The 5,667-nt window shown below is 48.1% G+C and carries 4 protein-coding genes; all 4 read left to right on the top strand.

Translation table 11 applies throughout. The features are described 5' to 3' along the window. Positions 1-421: COP23 domain-containing protein (locus RMO79_RS20320; protein WP_310485088.1), on the top strand; the 421-nt coding region annotated here is incomplete at its 5' end. 190 nt (positions 422-611) lie between these two features. Next, positions 612-1,775, top strand: a complete 1,164-nt coding sequence (locus tag RMO79_RS20315; RefSeq protein WP_310485087.1) for a GuaB3 family IMP dehydrogenase-related protein — start codon at positions 612-614, stop codon at positions 1,773-1,775. Between the two features lie 388 nt (positions 1,776-2,163). Beyond that, positions 2,164-3,768: a tetratricopeptide repeat protein gene (locus RMO79_RS20310; RefSeq protein ID WP_310485086.1), complete on the top strand. Its 1,605-nt coding sequence runs from the start codon at positions 2,164-2,166 to the stop codon at positions 3,766-3,768. A gap of 37 nt (positions 3,769-3,805) precedes the next feature. Beyond that, entirely contained in the window at positions 3,806-5,545 is a 1,740-nt protein-coding gene (locus tag RMO79_RS20305) for a trypsin-like peptidase domain-containing protein (protein WP_310485085.1), read from the top strand. Positions 5,546-5,667: the final 122 nt, after the last annotated feature.

The following is a 5,667-nucleotide window of genomic DNA, read 5'->3' as shown; positions in this document are numbered from 1 at the left end:
TAAAGAACTACGTACCGATGTCAAAAATAATTATGATACCGTCTGCGTCACCACCGAAAAAAATAGTGAATGTCGGATCGTATTTACAGTACCTCAAGGGCAAGATGCCATTACCACCAGAGATTCTGTCTTCCGCAATCTGACAATGGCCGATAGCGGACAAAGAACTACTGGCGTGACGACGTTTGCCGATGGTGGTAATAATGGGTTTGGCGATTTGCTGGGAAATGTTTTACCAGGACTTGCTAATACTGGCACTGCTACCAGTCCCACACCCGCACTCAAAGCCAAAGATAGTATCGATCTGCGTCCGTTCTTGTCTACAAAAGATGGCGGTACCGCAACCCAACTCCGCGCCCCCAGCACGACAAATTCCACTACTGGTAATGCCAAGAAATTAAACCCTGCTCGGTTTCGGTAATCGCAACCAGGGCATTTGAAAGAGGAGGGGAATTTGCACCAAAAACTGACAAACCTACTTCATTGTGGTAACTTTGAAAATCAGTTTTGGTTCAGATTCTTTCCTAAAAATCTGTAAAAAAGTAAACAAATGTTGCAGTCTATTTGTTAGGCTTACTTAAAGACGTTTTTTGGAAAAGGTCGGATCGATCGTGGATATTCAAATTGGGAAAGGGAAAACGGCTCGCAGAGCCTACGGCTTTGACGAAATAGCCCTAGTGCCTAGCGGCAAAACACTAGATCCCAGTTTGGCAGATACTAGCTGGCAAATTGGTAATATAAAACGCGAAATTCCGATTATTGCTAGCGCAATGGATGGAGTGGTTGACGTGCGGATGGCGGCAGAGTTATCGAAACTCGGCGCGCTGGGAGTGCTGAACCTCGAAGGGATTCAAACTCGCTATGAAGATCCCAACCCAATTCTCGATCGAATTGCGGCTGTTGGGAACGATGGGTTCGTGACACTAATGCAAGAACTCTATGCCGTACCTATCAAGCCAGAATTAATCGGGGTCAGGATTGCCGAAATCAAAGCCGCTGGCGGCATTGCGGCTGTGAGTGCGACCCCCGCAGGTGCAGCTAAATATGGCGCGGCGGTAGCCGAAGCAGGTGCAGATTTATTCTTTATCCAAGCCACCGTCGTCTCGACTGAATATCTCGCGCCAGAAGGCATCCAACCGCTAAATCTGGCTAAGTTCTGTCAAGAAATGCCCATGCCAGTCGTTTTGGGTAATTGTGTTACCTACGATATCACCCTGGAATTAATGCAAGCAGGTGCGGCTGCCGTCCTCGTCGGGATTGGCCCTGGCGCGGCTTGTACATCCCGTGGGGTACTCGGAGTCGGCGTACCTCAAGCAACCGCCGTAGCGGACTGTGCGGCGGCACGAGATGAGTTCTTTAAACAGACGGGTAAATATATTCCCGTGATTGCCGACGGTGGTTTGGTTACTGGTGGCGATATTTGTAAATGTATCGCCTGCGGTGCCGATGGTGTGATGATTGGTTCGCCATTCGCACGCGCGGCACAAGCACCCGGACGCGGTTTCCATTGGGGCATGGCAACTCCCAGCCCCGTACTACCCAGAGGTACGCGAATTAAAGTCGGTACCACTGGCACTCTAGAACAAATTCTCACTGGGCCAGCTAAATTAGATGATGGTACTCATAATCTGTTAGGTGCGCTCAAAACTAGTATGGGTACCCTGGGTGCCAGAACGATTGGGGAAATGCAGAAAGTTGAGGTTGTGATTGCTCCCTCGTTGCTCACAGAAGGCAAAGTATATCAGAAAGCGCAACAGTTGGGTATGGGCAAATAGAGTGGTGAGCCGCTGCTTGGGTATGGGTCGCGGAGGGGTAACCCATCCGACCCAACTGGAGCAAGTGAAGCACCTTTTCAAGAAAAGCGCGACAAGACAGGATTAGAAAAGTATTGCTGGATCTGAAGTCTGTTAACTCATCTATCGAGATCGTTTTTTAGATTAGGATCGCTATTTCCGCAAAATTAGCCTCCCCAATCTTTTAGAGGTGCTGTTACAATAAAGATCGACGGAAGCTGATGTTTCCGTTCACTCCTCACACCACATTCCGCCTGAGACACCTAATCGTGTCTTGGGCGGTTCCTTTTTCAGGCTTTAAGCTTTAGGTGTTAACGTCAGTAACATCGCGATAAAATAAGCGTATCGAAAACCGCTCGATCGCTTAACCATGAAAAATTATTTGTTGCCAACTGCTTTACTAGGTACGATTGCTTTAGTCAGCTTTGTTGCGCCTGCTGTGGCTCTGTCGCCAGTGCAGGTACAGCAAACTGCCAAACAAGTTACCATCCAGGTCACTGGGTGCGATGTCGGATCTGGGGTAATAATTCAAAAAAACAACAATACTTATACCGTGCTGACGGTGGCGCATGTAGTTAGGAAGAGCGGGTGCGAAATTGTCACCCCAGACGAACAGAGGTATCGAGTTTCACAGGTAAAAGTGTTTCCTAACAATGTCGATTTAGCTGTCGTCAGCTTTACTAGTAACAAAAACTATCCAGTTGCCAAACTCGTCGATAATTCCGATCGGATCTTTGCAGGCGAACCGATTTATGTATCTGGATTTCCGTTATCTAGCGCGATTTCTCAGCCTGTTTTTACCTTTGTCAAGGGGGATGTTGTCAGTAATAGCACCACCCAACAAGGTAAAGGCTATTCGCTAATTTATAGTAATAATACGCTTCCAGGGCACAGTGGCGGCCCCGTTTGGAACGATCGCGGCGAGTTGATTGCCGTTCACGGACAGGGGGATGTCGATACCAAGCTGCAATCGACGATGAATGCCAATGTGCGAGTCAAGACTGGATACAATTTGGGGATTACGGTTAATACCTTTACCAAACTGGCTACATCAGCCGGAATTAGCGGTTATACAACCGCGCAGATTGCCGTTAAACCTAAGCCAGTAGACGATTTAATTGCTAGTGCTTTACAGAAAGAGCGCAAAGGCGACTATCGGGGGATGTTAGCCGATATGGATCGGGCGATTTTTATCGACTCTCAGAATGCCCGACTGTATTACAATCGCGGCGTTGCTAAATCGATGCTGGGTAACAAAGATGCCATCGGCGACTACAACCAAGCAATCGCGCTCGATCCGAATGAGGCTTCGGCTTATAACAATCGCGGGACGACTAAATCTGACTTGGGCGATAATAAAGGCGCGATCGTGGACTATGACAAAGCCATCGCTCTTAATGCCAATGATGCCAAAGCATATTACAATCGCGGCAATGCTAAAGCCAAGCTCGGTGCTACCAAAGACGCATTAAAAGACTTCAACCAAGCGATTTCCCTTGATGCCAAGCTTCCCCAGGCATATCTAAGTCGAGGCACCGTCAAGGCGATGCTAGGCGACGCTAAGGGCGAACTTGCAGACTTCAATAAGGCGATCGCCCTCGATCCTAATTATACCGAAGCTCACTACAATCTCGGTCTGGCAAAATCCGAGCTGGGCGATCCTCAAGGTGCGATCGTTAGTTTCAATCGGGCAATTGCGCTCAACCCGAAAGATCCCGAAACTTATAACGATCGTGGGAATGCTAAAGCTAAAACTGGCGATAATAAAGGCGCGGTCGAAGATTACAATCGGGCGATCGCGATCGATCCCAATCATGCCAAAGCCTATGCCAATCGTGGCTTAGTTAAAGCTAAAACTGGCGATAAAAAAGGTGCGATCGTCGATCTCAAAAAAGCTGCCAATCGATTTAAACTGCAACGACAAACCGCTAGCTATCAAAGAGTTATTGCCGAAATTAAACGGATCGGTTCGTAGATGATAATATGCTGAAGATTGGATATTTTTGCTGAAGATGAAAAACTACTTGTTGCCAACCGCTGTGCTTGGTACCATTGCCCTCGTTAGCTATGTTTCGCCTGCTGCGGCTCTGTCCCCAGTGGAGATTCAACGGATTGCCAGACAAACCACCGTACAGATTACTGGCTGTGACTTTGGTTCTGGCGTAATTATTCGCAAAGATGGTAACACTTACAGCGTGCTGACTGTGGCGCATAACTTTCAAAAGAGCGGTTGCGAGATTGTCACCGCCGACGATGCGAAACATCAGACTAGCAAAGCAAAACTGTTTCCGAATAAAGTCGATTTGGCAGTAGTTACCTTTACTAGCAGTAAAAACTATCCAATTGCTAAATTAATCGACAATTCCGATCGCGTCGAAGCCACCGAAACGATTTATGTATCTGGCTTTCCGTTGTCTACCGCCATTAATACCTCGGTATTTTCGATCGTCAAAGGAGATGTGGTTGCCAATCCCCAAAATAAACAACAGGGCAAAGGCTACTCGCTAATTTATAGTAATAATACCTTACCCGGTTATAGTGGCGGCCCAGTCTGGAACGAAAGCGGCGAACTGATTGCCATTCACGGACAAGGGGATATCGATACCAAGCTGCAAACGACTGTCAACGATAACGTGCGGGTGAAGACTGGATACAATTTAGGTATTACAATTAATACGTTCGCTAAGCTCGCCACCGCTGCCGGGGTGAACGGCTATACACCAACAAAAGTCGCCACCGTCAAACCCAAACCCGTCGAAGATTTACTCGCCGCTGCGCTGTTAGAAGAGAGTAAGGGCAACTATCAGGGGATGTTAGCGAATGCCGATCGAGCGATTTCCCTACAGGAACGCTCCGCGAACGCGATCGATGCTAACAACGCGCGACTGTACTATGTTCGAGGCGTTGCTAAATTTCAATTGAGCGATAGACAAGGCGCATTATCAGACTACAACAAAAGTATCGCCATCAATCCTAAATTTGCTCAAGCTCAATCTAATCGGGCTTACGTTAGGGCGGAATTGGGCGATACTAAAGGTGCAATGGAAGACAGCAATCGGGCGATTAGCCTCGATCCTAACTTACCCGAAGCTTATGTCAATCGCAGTCTGGCGAAGTTTCAGTTAGGCGATAATCGAGGAGTACTTGAAGATGCTACTCGCGCAATTGCCCTCAAACCCAACTTCGCTCAAGCCTATTCTAATCGCTGTCTTGCCAAGTCAGAATTAGGCGACGATAAAGGAGCGATCTCTGATTGCAATCGGGCACTTAGCTTCAATCCTAAATTAGCAGAAGCCTATCTCAATCGAGGTTTGGCTAAATTTAAGCTAGGGGAATATCAAGTATCGATCGAGGATGCCAATCGCGCAATTGCCCTCAAACCCAGTCTCGTTCAAGCTTATAGCAATATCGGTGCTGCCAAACTCGCACTCGGCGATAACAAAGGCTCGATCGAAGCCTGCAACCGCGCTCTGGCACTGAATCCCAACCTCGCTGAAGGCTATTTCGTGCGGGGGTTTGCTAAATACCAGAGCGGCGATAATCAAGGCGCGATCTCCGATGCTAACCGCGCCATTGCCCTCAAACCCAACTTCGCTCAAGCCTATGCCAATCGCGGGGTGGCGAAGTTAGCACTAGGCGACAAGAAAACGGCAATCGAAGATTTACGAAAATCGGCAGCACTATTCAAGCAGCAAGGGAAAATGGCAGACTATCAGCGAATTGTCACCGCAATGGAGCAAATCGGTTCGTAAGCCTACGAACTAATTGGTTTGGTTAGCTAGCGACTGAAGTCGCTGCTAATGATACGAAGTGCCGCGGCGCGGACAGGCTAATTAGGTCGGGTTGGCGGGGATTGGACTTCGTGGAGGGGCTT

The organism is Chamaesiphon sp. VAR_48_metabat_403, from assembly GCF_031422475.1.
In the GTDB taxonomy this organism is placed as follows: Bacteria; Cyanobacteriota; Cyanobacteriia; order Cyanobacteriales; family Chamaesiphonaceae; genus Chamaesiphon.
This window is presented reverse-complemented; position numbering and strand designations above follow the sequence as displayed.